10 protein-coding genes are annotated in these 14,354 nt (G+C 71.8%); 3 read left to right on the top strand and 7 right to left on the bottom strand.

Annotation, left to right across the window (positions count from 1 at the left end):
- Positions 1-8: 8 nt before the first annotated feature.
- The 5 genes from KG102_RS18020 to KG102_RS18040 are packed head-to-tail and all read right to left on the bottom strand — an operon-like array spanning position 9 to position 7,066.
- Positions 9-1,250 carry an ROK family transcriptional regulator gene (locus KG102_RS18020; protein ID WP_208214766.1) on the bottom strand — a complete coding sequence of 414 codons (1,242 nt, stop codon included), beginning with the start codon at positions 1,248-1,250 and terminating at the stop codon, positions 9-11.
- Between the two features lie 2 nt (positions 1,251-1,252).
- Positions 1,253-3,865, bottom strand: coding sequence for a beta-galactosidase (locus KG102_RS18025; RefSeq protein ID WP_208290169.1), 2,613 nt, complete (start codon positions 3,863-3,865; stop codon positions 1,253-1,255).
- Positions 3,862-4,797 (bottom strand): carbohydrate ABC transporter permease, encoded by a 936-nt coding sequence (locus tag KG102_RS18030; RefSeq protein ID WP_208214764.1) that lies wholly within the window; start codon positions 4,795-4,797, stop codon positions 3,862-3,864. The genes KG102_RS18025 and KG102_RS18030 overlap by 4 nt, the downstream gene beginning before the upstream one ends.
- A complete protein-coding gene (locus tag KG102_RS18035) occupies positions 4,797-5,771 on the bottom strand; it encodes a carbohydrate ABC transporter permease (protein ID WP_208214763.1) in 975 nt (324 codons plus the stop codon). The genes KG102_RS18030 and KG102_RS18035 overlap by 1 nt, the downstream gene beginning before the upstream one ends.
- Positions 5,771-7,066 carry an ABC transporter substrate-binding protein gene (locus KG102_RS18040; RefSeq protein WP_208290168.1) on the bottom strand — a complete coding sequence of 432 codons (1,296 nt, stop codon included), beginning with the start codon at positions 7,064-7,066 and terminating at the stop codon, positions 5,771-5,773. Before KG102_RS18040 ends, KG102_RS18035 begins: the two co-directional genes overlap by 1 nt.
- A gap of 308 nt (positions 7,067-7,374) precedes the next feature.
- Here KG102_RS18040 and KG102_RS18045 point away from each other — a divergent pair, with 308 nt between their 5' ends.
- The 3 genes from KG102_RS18045 (at position 7,375) to KG102_RS18055 (ending at position 11,822) form a co-directional block, all read left to right on the top strand.
- The gene (locus tag KG102_RS18045) at positions 7,375-9,141 is read left to right on the top strand and encodes an ABC transporter ATP-binding protein (protein ID WP_208214761.1); all 1,767 of its coding nucleotides are present in this window, start codon (positions 7,375-7,377) and stop codon (positions 9,139-9,141) included.
- Positions 9,142-9,200: 59 nt separating this feature from the next.
- Positions 9,201-11,339, top strand: a complete 2,139-nt coding sequence (locus KG102_RS18050; protein WP_208290167.1) for a glycoside hydrolase — start codon at positions 9,201-9,203, stop codon at positions 11,337-11,339.
- Between the two features lie 102 nt (positions 11,340-11,441).
- Positions 11,442-11,822 (top strand): VOC family protein, encoded by a 381-nt coding sequence (locus KG102_RS18055; RefSeq protein ID WP_208290166.1) that lies wholly within the window; start codon positions 11,442-11,444, stop codon positions 11,820-11,822.
- A 26-nt stretch (positions 11,823-11,848) separates the two neighbouring features.
- Here the strand turns inward: KG102_RS18055 and KG102_RS18060 are convergent, their stop codons facing one another.
- Entirely contained in the window at positions 11,849-13,543 is a 1,695-nt protein-coding gene (locus KG102_RS18060) for a hypothetical protein (RefSeq protein ID WP_208290165.1), read from the bottom strand.
- A complete protein-coding gene (locus KG102_RS18065; protein ID WP_208290164.1) occupies positions 13,528-14,307 on the bottom strand; it encodes an ABC transporter ATP-binding protein in 780 nt (259 codons plus the stop codon). Before KG102_RS18065 ends, KG102_RS18060 begins: the two co-directional genes overlap by 16 nt.
- Between the last annotated feature and the right edge of the window lie 47 nt (positions 14,308-14,354).

Raw genomic sequence — 14,354 nt, forward strand, 5'->3', positions numbered from 1 at the left:
AGGGACCGCTACAGGCTGAGGGGCGCGCGGCTGGTGACCAGGCCGACGTCGCCGAGGAACCGCTCGAACGCGACGGTCGCCATGCCGATCGCGGTGGAGTTGCCGCGCACGGTCGAGATACCGACGGTGAGGTCCGAGGCGGCACCGTTGGGGGACTGCGTGCGGATCACGGAGTGGGCACCCGGCAGCAGGTGCTCGCCCAGCGCCCACGTGGTCCAGCCGGTGAGCATGACGACCTCGGGGTTGATGATCGCCACCAGGTCCGCGATCGCGGCACCCAGGTACCGGGTGGTGCGGTCGATCGTCTCGACGACGGCCTGGTCGGGGGTCGCGCTGTCCAGGGCGGCCGCGAGGGCGGCGATGACGTCCCGCTGCTGCAGGTTCGGGTCCGCCGCGGGGTGGTCCGGCGCGATCTCGCGCAGGGTCTGCAGGATTCCGGGGGCGCCGACGTAGGCCTCGACGCACCCGCGCCGCCCGCAGCGGCAGCCGCGGCCCTCGTACACGAGCAGCGAGTGGCCCCACTCGCCGGCGCTGTTGGTGGCGCCGCGCAGGACGGTGCCCTCCAGGGCGATGCCGGCGCCCACGCCGGTGCCCAGGTTGATGATGATCATGCTCGACGTGCCGCGGCCGGTGCCGAGCCACAGCTCGGCGGTCGCGATGGCCTTGAGGGGGTTCTCGACGACCAGCGGCAGGCCGACGCGGGCGCGGAGCTGGTCGATGAGGTCGTGGGCGCGCCAGCTCCACCGCGGCACGACGACGGAGATCGCCCCCGTGCCGCGCTGCACGAGGCCCGGCAGCGCGACGCCGACGCCGAGCAGGCGCGAGCGGTCGAGGCCCGTGGACGCCACCGCGGCGTCGAGGGCTCGGACGATCGCGTCGACCACGTACTCGGCCGACGTCTCGTGCTCGTCCAGCGTGAGGTCCGCGGTGCCGACCTCCTCCAGGGCGGCGTCGAACACGTGCGCGCTCACGTACGTCTCGGCGACGTCGATCCCCGCGATGAGGCCGCGCCCGCCGTGGATGCGCAGGGTGGTCGTCGGCCGCCCGACGCCGCTCGCCGACAACCCGGCCTCCTCGACCAGCCCCTCGGCCAGCAGCTCGGAGACCACGGTCGCCACGGTGGCCAGGCTCAGCCCGGTCGCGCGCGCGAGCTCGTTCCGGTTGGACTCGCCCGCCGACAGCAGGGCGTGCAGGACGTCGAGCCGTGACTCCGACCTGATGTCCCGGGAGGACCTCTTGCGCACGACCATGCCTACTCCTCTGTCGGCGTGACCAGCACGGCGACCAGTGCGGGTGCGGCGGGCCCGGCTGTCGCCCGCACCGCGACTCGAATGCTCCCACCGTTCCACCCGGCAGGCAGCCAGATCCGGCCGGGATCACCCCCGGTGAACCGGGGGCGGGCGGGGTCGTCGAGCCAGACGCGCCCCAGCAGCTCGTCGTGCGCGTACGCCCAGACCCGGACGTGCGTGCCCTCGAACCGGATGGAGCAGCCGCCCGCCGGCACGTCGAGGTCGAGCCAGCGCTCGTCGCCCGGGTCGAGGGTCAGGGGAAGCGTGACGGGCGTCGACGCGGCCGGCGTGGCGGCGAGCGCCAGCAGGTCGCGGTCGGACTGCCCTTCGACCTGCCAGCCGCGCACGGGGGCGAGCCGCAGGAGCGTGGTCGTCGGGCCGAACGCACCCGGCGTGTGCGGGACCGTGACGGCGACCTCGCGGCCCTCGCCGGGCGCCAGGTGCACCCAGGGGTCGAGCGCGGTGACCAGGCGCTCGGCGCCGTCGACGGTCACGCGCGCGGCACCGGGGATCCCGTCGATGCGCAGGGCGTGGGAGTGCTCGCCGTCCACGTCGAGCCGTCGGCGGTAGGTGACGGGCAGCCCGACGCGCGTGCTGCTCCACCCGCCGAGCGTCCGCAGCGGGGCGGGGTCGCCGGCCCACTGGTCGCCGCCGTCGACGGTCCACAGCGCGTGCACGTTCTCGCTGCCGACGACGGACCACACCTGGCCGAGGCCGCGCAGCGACCCCATGCGCATCGCGGGCAGCCGCGTGTCGTCGAAGTTCGGGTGGCCCCACGTCTCGACGGTGGCGTCGAGGCGGGTCGCCCCGTCGACGTCGACGAGCTCGGTGGCGCCGAACCGGGCGACCGAGGGCAGGGCGCGGCCGTCGAGCGTGAGGTCGACGATGTCGGCGGCGCCCGCCACCAGCAGCGTCGTGACCCCGGTGAGGTCGGTCGCGTAGTGCATACGGCCGCGGTGGACACCGACCTCCTCGGACGCGGGCGGCAGGTCGTGCGCCGTGGTGCGGCCGGTGCGCGCGGGCAGGTCGAGCAGCCGGGCGGCGGTGACGGGGGTAGCCGCGGCCGGCGCGGTCGCCCGTCCGGCGGGGGCCGGGTAGCGCGTCCCGTCGGGGCCGGCCACATCCTGCGGGTGCCGGACGACCACGTGCCAGGTCGTGGAGCCGTCGTGCACCGTGGTGGTCACCGGGGCGTCCGGTCGCGGTGCGTCGAGCGCGACGACGTCGGCGCCGACCCCGGTCCCGTCGGCCCGCAGCGCGAGCAGCGACGGCCCGTGCGCGGCGAGCTCGATCCCGTCCGGTCCGGCGGCGACGAGGTCGGCGGTCGCCAGGACCAGCGTCCCGGGCAGGCCGTAGCCGGACAGCGGCAGGTCCCGCAGCACGAAGGCGCAGGTCCGCGGCGCGAGGTCGACGGTCAGGTCGGGCAGGCCGTCGGCGGCCAGGAGGACCGCGGTCGCCGCGTCCGCACCGAGGTTCGTGACGCCCAGCAGCGACCCGCCCCCGTCGAGCAGCAGCCGCGACGGCGACGCGCTCGTGGGGGCGGCGGTCGTGTAGGCGCCGTCGGCCGCGACCGGGACGGCGCGGGCGAGGCGGTGACCGAGGGTCCGGGTCACGGCGGCGAGCACGCGCGCCTCGACCATCTCGGGCCGCGGCTCCCCGACGGGCGACAGGTACCCGCCGAAGTCGTAGTCGTGCGTCATGAACCCGCCCGGGTCGCCCCAGTTGCCGGTCGACGGCGTGAACCCGAAGTCGTACCCGGACGCCTGCAGGTAGGGCGCGAGCAGGCCCGCGCCGCTGACCAGGAGCCGGCGCAGCGTGACGTGGGCGCGGTTGGTCTCCGTGACCAGGAGGGGCAGGTCGCGGCCGGCGAGCAGGTCGGCGTACCGGCGGACCTCGGGCTCGACCGAGACCGAGGTGTCCGACGGGTAGAAGTTGTAGGCGGGCACGACGCCCTCGACGTCGCCCGTGGCGCCGGACGTGTCGCCCTGCCCGGCGCACGCGATCAACGGCACCGTGATGCCGTGGGCGAGCGCCATGTCCCGTAGCGCCCGGACGTAGGCCGGGCGGTCGGCGGTGTCGAAGAAGTCCAGCTCGTTCTCGAGCTGGACCGCGACCACGCTGCCGCCGCGCCCGTGCTGACGGGAGGCGAGGAGGGGCAGCGCCTGGTCGAACCAGCGCCGCACCTGCTCCAGGTACAGCGGCTCGGCCTGGCGCAGGCCGAGCCCCGGCGTGAGCGGCAGCCACGCCGGCAGCGCACCGCCGTCCCACTCCGAGCAGATGTACGGCCCCGGACGGGCGATGACGGCGAGCCCGGCCTCGTGCGCGAGGTCCAGGAACGCGCCGACGTCGCGCCGCCCGTCGAAGTCCCACTCGCCCGGGGCGAGCTCGTGGAAGTTCCACGGCAGATAGACGTCGATGACGGTGTACCCCGACGCCCGGACCTGGGCGAGACGTGCCGCCCAGGTCTCGCGCGGCATCCGGAAGTAGAACAGCGAGGCGCACAGCAGCACGCGCTCCTCGCCGTCGAGCACGAGCCCGGAGCTGGTGAGCCCGAGCCGGGCGTCGAGGTCCGTGGTCACTTCACACCAGCGCTTCCGCCGGAGACGTTCATCTCGTACAGGTACTTCTGGCCGAGGTAGTAGATGACGATCATCGGCAGGGTCAGCATGATCGACCCGACCATCACGAGGTTCCACGGTGGCAGCTGCATCGCGTTGCTCGTCGAGGTCATGTACTGCAGGCCCAGGGCCAGAGGCATCATGTCCTCCTGGTTGAGGTAGATGAGCGGGCCCATGAAGTCGCCCCACGCCGCGGTCAACGTGAAGATCGCGATGGCCGTGAGGATCGGCCACATCATCGGCAGGATGATCCGGCGGTAGATGCCGAAGTAGCCCAGCCCGTCCATCTGCGCGGCCTCGTCGAGCTCGCTGGACACCCGCGACACGAACTGCCGCACCAGGAACACGTTGAACGCGTTGGAGAAGAAGTTCGGGATGATCAACGGCAGGAACGTGTTGACCCAGCCGAGCTCCTTGAACAGCAGGAACTGCGGGATCATCGTGATCTGCGCCGGGATCATCATCGTGGCCAGGACGACCATGAACATGAAGTTCTTGCCCGGCGCCCGCAGCCGTGCGAACGCGTAGCCGACGAGGGACGACGACACCACCTGCCCCACGGCCGACAGCGTCGCGATGATCACCGAGTTCATGATGAACGTCCCGACCGGCAGGCCGGTCGCCGTGAAGACGCTCGAGAAGTTCGACCACGTGAACTCGGTCGGGATGATCGAGAACATGTTGGTCGCGCTGGTCTGGTCGCTGGACAGCGCGATCGAGACCATGAGGATGAACGGCACGAAGAAGAGTGCCGAGACGATCATCAGAACCGCGTACGACGCAGGCGTCGCCTTGAACGCCTTGAGACTGCGGGCGGACGTCGCGCCGCGCCTGTCGTTCTTGTCGTTCTCTGGGGGCACCGCGATGGGCGGGACCTGGGTGGCGATGGCCATCACCGCACCTCCGTCTCGTAGAAGACCCACTTCTTGGATGTGCGGAAGGCGAGGATCGTGAACGCGATGATCACCAGGAACAGCAACCACGCCACAGCCGACGCATAGCCGAAGTGGTAGAAGCTGAATGCCTCACGGAAGAGCAGCGGCACCATCATCATGCTGGCGTTGTCCGGTCCTCCCGAGGTGAGGATGTAGACCTGTCCGAAGATCTGGAACGCGCCGATCAGCCCCATGATGAGGTTGAAGAAGATGATGGGCGTGATCTGCGGGAACGTGATCGACCAGAACTGACGCATCGGCCCCGCACCGTCGATCTCGGCGGCCTCGTAGAACTCCTTCGGGATGCCGTTCATGGCCGACAGCAGCAGCACGGTCGCGCCACCGGCTCCCCACGCGGAGAGCACGACGAGCGCGGGCTTGACCCACGTCGGGTCGAGCAGCCAGTTCGGTCCGTCGACCCCGAAGATGCCGAGGAGGTCGTTCAGCGGCCCGGACGGCGCGAGCACCATCTTGAACACCATCGCGGTGGCGACCAGCGGGACGAGCGTGGGCAGGTAGATCATCGTGCGGAAGAACTTGCGCCCGCGGACCTTCTTGTTGAGCAGGTTGGCCAGCCAGACGCCGATCACGAGCCCGAGCGGGACCGAGACCAACGCGTAGAAGAAGGTGTTCCCGAGCGCCTTCCAGAACACCGGGTCCTGCGTCAGCGCCGTCGCGTAGTTGTCGAGACCGACGAACTCAGGCGGGGTGAACGAGTCCCACTCGGTGAGCGAGATGTACACGGACGCGATCATCGGCCCGAGCAGGAACCCCACGAAGCCGATGAGCCACGGGGAGATGAACAGCCAGAACCAGCGAGCCTCGGACTTGCGTCGCCGCGTGAGCTTCTGGCGAGGCGCCTTGCGCCCCCCGGCGCGGCGCGGGCTGGTCGCCCGCGCCGCACCGAGAGCCTCGCCGAGGTTCACGCTCATCAGCTAGCCGGCTTGATGACGGACTCGAGCTTCTTCTGGACGATGTCCAGCTGCGCCTTGGCGTCACCACCCTCGTTCCAGAACGTGCCCAGGTTGTCGTCGAACGCGGCCTGCATCTCGTTCCACTCCGGCAGGAGCGGGGAGCGGAAGACGAAGCTGGACGACTCGCCGAACGCGGCCATGTTGACCTCACGCGTGGCCCACTCGGGCTTGAGGAACGCCTCGGAGTTCTGCGCCTCGAGGTTGGCGGGGACGTCCTGCGCGTTCTTGATGATGACGGCCTGCGCCTCGGCGTCGGTGAGGAAGTCGATCGCCTCGAACGCCTGCTCCGCCTTCTTGCTGTCACGCGAGATCGCCAGGCCGGAACCGAACGCGGAGACGGCCTGCTCGTCGCCCTGCCACATCGGGGCGATGTCCCAGTTGAAGTCGGCCTCGAGCAGCGAGTTGATGGCCCAGAAGCCGGTCGTGTTCATCGCGACCTTCTGCGCCGCGAACGCGGGGTCGCCGCCCATGTCCGGGCCCATGTCCGCGTACTCCGCCGCGGTCGGGACGACGTGGTGCTTGTGCACGAGGTCGTTGCCCCACTGGAGCGCCTCGACGACCTCGGGCGAGTTGGCGTGCGGCTGGCCCGACTCGTCGATGATCTGGCCGCCGTTCTGGTAGGCGAACGACCACCACTGCGCCCACCAGCCGGCACCGGCGTAGCCCCACTGCTGACCGGGGATGGTGAGCTTCTCCATCGCGGCCTGCGCGTCCTGCCAGGTCCAGTCCGCGTTGGGGTACTCGACGCCGGCCGCGTCGAACATGTCCTTGTTGTAGTAGACGATCATCGCGCCGGAGCGGTCGGGGATCGCGTAGATGCTGTCGTCGTAGGAGTAGAGCGTCCCGACGGGTCCGAACCGCTCCTCGAGGTCGAGCCCGGCGTCCGCGGCGAGCTCGTCGAGGGGGATGATCTGGTTCTTCGACGAGTAGACGTTCACGCCCTCGGCGACCTGCATGATGTCCGGGCCGTCGCCGCCGGCGATCATGGTCTGGACCTTCTGCTCGTACTGGTCGCCCGGGATGAGCTGCAGCTCGATCTTGATGTCCTCCTGCGAGGCCTCGAACAGGTCGACGCGTTCCTGGTACGACTTCTTGTCGACGTCGCCGCCCCAGACGGTCATCTTCAGCGTGGTCGCGCCGCCCTCTGCGGCGTCGTCGCCGCCGCCCGAGCTGCACGCCGCGAGCGCCGCGATGCTCAATGCGGTGATGACTGCCGTTCCGGCACGGAACCCGATGGACCTCTTCGTGCTCATGCTGTCCGCCTCTCTGCGGTCAGGGACGGCTCTGCCACGCGTGGTCCGGTGGCACCGTCGACAAACTGTGGCGCTAAATCTAACCCTTGGACGAAGGGATGGAAACCGCTGCTGCGGTCACAGTCCGGTCACGGGCCCACGAGGAGTCCCGTCGCGCCCCCACCACACCGTCCAGCCCTTCTTCTAATGGCTAGAGATATGGCTAGAGTGTGGTGCACCCGAGGTGGCGCGGCGCGCGCCGGCACCACGGACCGGGGAGGACGAGCTCTCCGGGTAACCCCGTCAGCCTGCTCGGGAGGCCACCCCGCATGTCAGTCGCTCACCGAGGCGCGACCGTCGAGATCGACGGCCAGCACCCCCTGCGGTCGGTCCTGCGGCTCCTGGGCAACCACCGCCGGCGCGTGGTCGGCGCCGTCCTGGTGTTCCCGCTCAAGGACTCGCCGCAGTGGCTCATGCCCGTGGTCACCGCCCACATCATCGACACGGTCGTGGACGGCGGGCCCCTGCGTGACCTGGGCATCTGGGCGATCGTCGCGTTCGTCGCGCTGCTGCAGAACTACCCCACGCACGTCCTGTACACCAAGCTCTACATGGGCGCGGTCCGGCAGGTCGGCGCCGACCTGCGCAACGCGCTCGCCGCCCGCCTGCAGAGCCTGTCGATCGGCTTCCACTCGCGGACCTCGTCCTCGATCGTGCAGACCAAGGTGGTCCGCGACGTCGAGAACATCGAGCTCGCGCTCCAGCAGGTCACCCACCCGGTGCTCGCGCAGACCACCGTCGTGATCGGCGCGATCGTCATGACCGCGCTGTCCGTCCCGCAGTTCCTGCCCGTCTACGCGCTGACCATCCCCCTGGCGGTCCTGCTGCGGCACGTGCTCGCCCGCCGCTCGCGCGAGCGCAACGAGGTGTTCCGCAGGAACGTCGAGACGTTCGCGTCCCGCGTCGGCGAGATGGCGACCCTCGTCCCCATCACCCGCGCGCACGGCCTGGAGGCCACCGCGCAGGCCCGCATCGCCGAGGGCGCCGAGGGCGTCCGGGTGTCGGGCTACGAGCTCGACGTCCTCAACGGGCGTTTCCAGTCGCTGTCCTGGGTCGTGCTCCAGATGCTCAGCGTGAGCTGCCTGGTCACGGGCGCCTGGGCCGCCGTCACGGGGCTCGTCACGATCAGCCCCGGCGAGGTCGTGCAGCTCTCCGCGTACTTCGGCCTCATCACCGGCGGTGTCACGCAGGTGCTCATGGTGCTGCCGGTCGGGCAGAAGGGCCTGGAGTCCGTCCGGTCCGTCGCCGAGGTGCTCACCGAGCCCGACCTCGAGGAGAACGAGGGCAAGGCCGTGGTCCGGACGGTCGGCGGCGCCCTGCGGTTCGACCGCGTCACCTTCTCCTATCCCGACGCCGCCGTGCCCGCCGTGGTCGACATCGACCTCGACGTCCACCCCGGCGAGACCATCGCGTTCGTCGGCCCCTCGGGTTCCGGCAAGTCGACGATGCTGAACCTCGCGCTCGGGTTCCTGCGCCCCACCGGAGGGCGGCTGCTGCTCGACGGCGTCGACGCCGCGACCCTCGACCTGCGCACCTACCGCACGCACGTGTCGGTGGTGCCGCAGGACTCCGTCCTGTTCGAGGGGTCGATCCGGGACAACATCACCTACGGCATGACCGACGTCCCCGACGACCGCGTCCGACACGCGCTCGAGGACGCCAACGCCGCGGAGATCGTCGACGCCCTGCCGGACGGCTGGGACACCGTCGTGGGCGAGCGCGGGGCCCGGCTGTCCGGCGGGCAGCGGCAGCGCATCGCGATCGCGCGCGCCCTGGTGCGCGACCCGCGGGTGCTGCTGCTCGACGAGGCGACGTCCGCGCTCGACTCCGAGTCCGAGGCCCTCGTCCGCGACGCCCTCGCCCGCCTGATGGCCGGCCGCACGACGCTCGTCGTCGCGCACCGGCTGTCCACCATCCGCAACGCCGACCGCATCGTCGTGCTCGACCACGGCCGCATCGTCGAGATCGGCGGCCACGACGAGCTGCTCGAGGCGGGCGGCCGCTACGCCCGGCTCTCGCACGCGCAGCGCACCTGAGCACCCGCACCACCCCAGTCGCGCTCCCGCGCGACATCTCGAGGAGAGGCAGAGTGGCCATGACGAGCACGGCGAAGCGACGCACCCGGATCGGCATCGGCATCGCCGCGGTCGCCACCACCGCGGCGGGCGCCACCATCGCCGCCCTCGTCGTCGGCTCGGCCCCCGACGAGGTGGCCGGCGAGCCCGTGACCCTCAGGCCGAACCCGTCCTACCGCGCGAGCGAGCCGTTCCAGGGCTGGGGCACGAGCCTCGTCTGGTTCGCGCACGCGACCGGCGGCTACCCCGAGGACCTGCGCGAGGAGCTCTACCAGCTGGTCTTCGGCGAGGAAGGGCTCAACCTGACGATCGCCCGGTACAACGTCGGCGGCGGCAACGCGACCGACGTCGACTCCGCGGCGTACATGCGCAAGGGGGGCGACGTGCCCGGCTGGTGGGACCCGTCACTGGCGGGACCGGACGGCGCCGTGCGCGACGCGGCCGACGCCTACCGCGCGGCGTTCGACGCCGACGACGACGCGTCCTACGACCTGGACGCCGACGCGGGGCAGCGCTGGTGGGTCGAGCGGCTCGCGCAGGAGGGGCGCATCACGCACTGGGAGGCCTTCAGCAACTCCCCACCGTGGTTCATGACGGAGTCCGGGTACGCCACCGGCGGTCTCGACGCGACGTCCGACCAGCTGCGCGCGGACAGCGTCGAGGACTTCGCGGCTTACATGGTGCGCGTGGTCGAGCACCTGGAGCAGACGTACGGCATCGAGGTCGCCACCATCGACCCGATGAACGAGCCGAACACCGACTACTGGGCCACGCGGTTCACCCCGGAGGGCGAGCTCGAGCCCGGTCGTCAGGAGGGTGCGCACCTGAGCCCCGCGCTCCAGGCGCGCCTGGTCGAGGCACTCGCCGCCCGGCTGGCGGACCCGTCGACCACGACGGACGCGACCGTCTCCGGTCCCGACGAGACCAACCCCCGACTGTTCCTGCAGGACTGGGAGGGGTGGACGCCCGCCGCGCGCGAGGCCGTCGGCCAGCTCAACGTGCACACCTACGGCACCGAGGACCGGGTGCAGGTCCGGGACGTCGCCAAGGCGACGGGCAAGCCGCTGTGGATGAGCGAGGTCGAGGGCGACTTCAGCCTCGAGGCCGGTTTCGACCTCGACGACATGGCCAACGGCCTGGGCATGGCCGGGCGCATCGTCGACGACCTGCGCGAGCTCGAGCCGCGGGCCTGGGTGTTCTGGCAGCCGGTCGAGGACCGCTGGCACATGGAGCTCGAGTCCGACGGCAACTGGGGCAGCATCTACATCGACCTGGACTGCGGGGCCGACGGCACGTCCGCGCGCCGCGTCGCCGCCGGGCACGCCGACCCGACCTGCCGGGTGCTGACCAACACCAAGTTCGACACGGTCCGGAACTTCACGCACTACATCGAGCCGGGCGACTCGCAGATCGCCGTCGACGACCCCTCGACGACCGCGTTCGTGCACGGCGACGGCACCGGCGCGACGCTCGTGCACGTCAACACCTCGTCCGAGGACCGGGCCGTGACGCTCGATCTCTCCCTGTTCGGCGACACGGACGGCGCGACGGTCACGCCGGTCGTCACCACGGCCCCGCCCGCCGTCCGCACCGCCGACAGCGCGCCGCACGCGCTGGTGCCGGGTGAGGCGGTCCGCGTCCGCGACGACGGCACCGTCACCCTGCCCGTGCCCGCCAAGTCCGTGACGACCTTCCTGGTCGAGGGCGTCTCCGGCGTCGCCGACGGTGCCGCACCCGCGGACGGCACCCCGTACGCGCTGTTCGGGCTCGACGGCGACCTCGCGCTGACCGCCGTCGACGACGCGACCACCGTCGAGACGCCCGACGGCTCCGCCGGCCAGATGTGGACGCTGCACACCCTCTCCGGGGAGGGCACCAACCGGCGGGTCGTCGCGCTCACGGACGGCACCGGCGCCTTCCTCGCGTCCACGGAGGACGGCACGGCGCTCGTCCCCTCGGACCTCGGGACCGCCCGCACCGCGCCGGCGCAGCAGTGGGTGCTCAACAGCATCGACGGCCGCACCTACTCGCTGCTCAACGTCGCGACCACCCGGCAGCTCGACGTCACCCGCCGGTCCGCCGAGCCCGGGACACCCGTCGCCCTGGCCCCCGCCACGACGGACCCGCAGCAGGCCTGGAGGTTCGAGCCCGCGTCGTGATCCGCCCCGATGTCGTCGAAACGCTTGCACCTCACCTGAGGTGAGGGTCTAGCGTCGGCCGCAGCGGCGACGACGGCGCGCCGCCCGAGCGCAGGAGCAGCCATGACGAGCCTGGTCCCCTACCTCACGGTGCACGACGCGACCGCGGCGATCGCGTTCTATGCCAGCGCGTTCGGGGCGCAGGAGACCGGCGAGCGCGACGAGGGCGACGGGCGGATCGGCTTCGTCGCCCTCACCGTCGGCGGCGACCCGTTCTACCTGTCCGACGAGTTCCACGACTACGGCGCCTACGCCCCCGCGACGCTCGGGCACAGCACGGTCGCCCTGGTGCTCGGCGTGGACGACGCCGACGCCGTGTACGCCGCCGCGGTCGCCGCGGGTGCGACGCCCGATCGCGAGCCCGCCGACCAGGGGGACGAGAGGCGCGGCTGGCTGGTCGACCCGTTCGGCCACCGCTGGGCCATCCACTCGCCGCTGCGCTGAGCGGGTTCCGCTGGACTCCAGCACCGTCACCGGGCAGCCCGCGCCAGGCGCGCCTCCCGCTGCTTGCGCTTCTGGCTCGCCAGCTCCTGCTCGCCCTTGAGCGTCGCGTTCTCCACCCAGGCCAGCACCCCGGACTCGTCGGCCGCCCGGAACACCTGCCCGTACCGGATGCGGCTGAACACGTCCGGCATCCGCGTGCTCAGGTAGCCGATCGTGACGCGGCCGAGCGCCCAGGCGACACCGACGCCGTTGACCACCCCGACCAGCACCGCGGCGGCCATCAGGACCGGCTGCTCGGTCACCTGCGACCAGACGATCATCGCCGCCGTCGGGACGGCGGCCACCGGGACCAGGATCAGGACGATCCACACGTGCAGCGAGATGTTGCCGTTGGCGTCGTTCGGGCCCAGACGCCTGCGGGGGTCGACGCCGGGCGACACCCCGAGCGCCGACACCAGGATCGCCGCACCGGCGGCGGCGCCGAAGACCGCCGGGATCGCCGCGAGCAGGACCGGCACCGTCCACCACTCGCGGGTGAGCAGCACGAACGGGACGGTGACGACGAGCGCGCGCGGCAGGAACACGATCAGCATCGCCCACTGCCGCCCGCGGACGTCGGACCGCACGGACGTCTCGTCCTGCCCGACCACGTTCTGCCACACGGCCGAGCCGTCCTGCCCGTAGAGGTTGCAGCCGCTGAGCCCGAGCATGAAGGCGACGATGAGCCCGGCGAAGGGCGCCGCGGGCGCGGTGTAGCCGCCGAGCAGGGTCAGGACGCCGATCACGGCGCCGGTCCACACGGCGGTGCTGCTCTCCAGGGCGCGCCAGGCGTCCCGACGCCACTGCCGGACCTCCTTCATCGTGACGGCCCCCGTCTGGGTGGCGGGCAGGATGCCGCCGCCCGCGACCAGCCCCGGCGAGCGCCGACGCTGCCGGCGCTTCTCGACGGCCGCGCTGCGCGGGACGAGCAGCGGCACGGTGGCCAGCACGACCACGACGTCGAGGGCCGCGAGCGCGAGCAGCAGCAGCCCCGCGCGCGTCCAGTCCCCCGCCGCGGCCGCGTCCACGGACAGCACGACCCACGACGTGGGCAGCGCGTCGACCACCGAGGTGATCGCACCGTCGGGCAGGCCCTCGCGCAGCAGCCGGGGGACGCTCTGGATGGCGACCTGGACGATGATCCAGCCGGCGAACATCGCCGCGAAGAACAGGCCGAACTGCACCCCGGCGATCTCGACGCCCAGCTTGGTCCTCATCGCGGCGCCGAGCAGCCCGTACACGAGCCGGGACAGGGACACGACGAGGACCCACGTCAGCGGGGCGCCGACCAGGACGACGACGACCGTGCGCGGGTCGACCTGCAGCGCGTGCACGGTCACGGCCAGGAAGGCGAGCAGCACGTAGCCGGACGCGATGCTGACGAAGACGGCCGCCAGCATCCCCCGCCCGAGGGCCGCCCGTCGCAGCGGCAGGAGGGCGAAGTAGTCGGGACGCAGGACGCCGGAACCGCTGGTCAGCACCGGTCCGATCGCGGCGCCGACACCCCACAGCGCCAGGACCAGGGTCAGGGCCGACGCCCGCACCGCGTCGCCGTCGGCCAGGACAGCGACCGCCCACGTGGCCAGCACCGCGGCGGCGCCGACGAACCAGCCGACCCTGCGCAGCCCCGGCGTGGTGTTGCGGAGCATCGCGAACTTCAGCGAGATCAGCTCGCGATCCATGCGAGCTCCTCCTCGTCCACCTCGGGCGCGCCGACCAGCTCGACGAAGCGGTCCTCGAGGCTGACCCCGCGCCGCACCTCGTCGAGGGTGCCGTCCGCCACCACCTGTCCCCGGGCCACGATGGCCACCCGGTCGCACAGCTGCTCGACCATCGCCATGACGTGGCTGGAGATCACCACGGCGCCACCGCCCGCGGTGAACCGGCGCAGGATCCGGGTCAGCACCCGGGCCGAGACCGGGTCGACGGCCTCGTACGGCTCGTCGAGGACCAGCACCTTGGGGACGTGCAGCAGGGCCGTGGCCAGCCCGATCTTCTTGCGCATGCCCGTGGAGTACTCCCCGACGAGCGTGCCCAACGACTCCGCCTCGTCGAGCTCGAGGATCTTCAGCAGCTCGTCCGTGCGCGCCGCGACGACCTCGCGCGGCAGGCGCCGGAACCGGCCCCAGTACGTGAGCAGCTCACCACCGGTGAGCCGCTCGGGCAGGGCCAGGCCGTCGGGCAGCACCCCGAGGCGCTGCTTGGCACCGATCGGGTCCGCCCACACGTCGACGCCCTGGACGAACGCCCTACCGCTGGTCGGGCGCAGGAGACCGACCGCCATGGACAGGGCGGTGGTCTTGCCCGCGCCGTTGGGTCCGACGACGCCGTAGAACGACCCGTACGGCACCCGCAGGACCATGTCGTCCACGGCCACCTTCTCGGCGAACTCCCGCCGCAGGTCGACGAGCTCCAGGGCCCACTGTGATCGCTGTTCGTCTGCCATGCGCCCAGTCTCGGCGGCTCGCCGCGCCGGTCTCCTCGGCCGATCGG

It is taken from the genome of Cellulomonas fengjieae (assembly GCF_018388465.1).
In the GTDB taxonomy this organism is placed as follows: Bacteria; Actinomycetota; Actinomycetes; order Actinomycetales; family Cellulomonadaceae; genus Cellulomonas; species Cellulomonas fengjieae.

Bases quoted from the DNA above. Each gene is read 5' to 3' on its own strand.
- KG102_RS18020 (WP_208214766.1), bottom strand. From the start codon at position 1,250: ATGGTCGTGCGCAAGAGGTCCTCCCGGGACATCAGGTCGGAGTCACGG.
- KG102_RS18030 (WP_208214764.1), bottom strand. From the start codon at position 4,797: ATGGCCATCGCCACCCAGGTCCCGCCCATCGCGGTGCCCCCAGAGAAC.
- KG102_RS18035 (WP_208214763.1), bottom strand. From the start codon at position 5,771: ATGAGCGTGAACCTCGGCGAGGCTCTCGGTGCGGCGCGGGCGACCAGC.
- KG102_RS18040 (WP_208290168.1), bottom strand. From the start codon at position 7,066: ATGAGCACGAAGAGGTCCATCGGGTTCCGTGCCGGAACGGCAGTCATC.
- KG102_RS18045 (WP_208214761.1), top strand. From the start codon at position 7,375: ATGTCAGTCGCTCACCGAGGCGCGACCGTCGAGATCGACGGCCAGCAC.
- KG102_RS18050 (WP_208290167.1), top strand. From the start codon at position 9,201: ATGACGAGCACGGCGAAGCGACGCACCCGGATCGGCATCGGCATCGCC.
- KG102_RS18055 (WP_208290166.1), top strand. From the start codon at position 11,442: ATGACGAGCCTGGTCCCCTACCTCACGGTGCACGACGCGACCGCGGCG.
- KG102_RS18060 (WP_208290165.1), bottom strand. From the start codon at position 13,543: ATGGATCGCGAGCTGATCTCGCTGAAGTTCGCGATGCTCCGCAACACC.
- KG102_RS18065 (WP_208290164.1), bottom strand. From the start codon at position 14,307: ATGGCAGACGAACAGCGATCACAGTGGGCCCTGGAGCTCGTCGACCTG.